Here is a 475-nt window from a genome sequence, read left to right on the forward strand (position 1 = left end):
GCTCAGCTCCGATATTGCTTGCTCTATCGCTTGGACCTTCTGTTTGGCTATGTATCCCGTTTGATTGTTAAAGCGAGAAACTGTGCTTACAGAAACGCCAGCAAGGCGAGCGACATCATAAACGGTAGGCTTTTTCATACAGGTAGATTAGCTATTGAGCATTATTGAAGAGTGACGCAATAATGTATCTTATTGTGGGATAAAAAGGTTTTGATTTTGCTACTTTTTGCCTGTTTGTGTCTAAGAACGCAGATAAAAAAGCACCAGCGGAGTTCCACTGGTGCTTAGTCTACTTAGCGTTCTAATTACGCAGGGTCTAGCTCCTTACATACTCGCTTTTGAACAAGTGGTGGGGCAGGTTCGTAGTGGCTCAAGCTCATGGTAAAGGTACCTTCTCCGCCAGTCATTGCCTTGAGTCTTCTCGAATAGTCTTGAAGCTCATTAAGAGGTGCTTTGGCCATGATCAAAGTATGCC

Annotated in this window: 2 protein-coding genes; both read right to left on the minus strand. The window is 44.0% G+C overall.

The window, feature by feature from the left end; genetic code table 11:
- A partial coding sequence (locus AB4585_RS25600; protein WP_372171593.1) for a LacI family DNA-binding transcriptional regulator occupies nucleotides 1-138 on the minus strand: 138 nt, incomplete at its 3' end.
- A 167-nt stretch (nucleotides 139-305) separates the two neighbouring features.
- Nucleotides 306-475: hypothetical protein (locus tag AB4585_RS25605; RefSeq protein WP_372171594.1), on the minus strand; the 170-nt coding region annotated here is incomplete at its 5' end.

It is taken from the genome of Vibrio sp. 10N.222.49.C9 (genome assembly GCF_041474985.1).
Classification (GTDB): Bacteria; Pseudomonadota; Gammaproteobacteria; order Enterobacterales; family Vibrionaceae; genus Vibrio; species Vibrio crassostreae_C.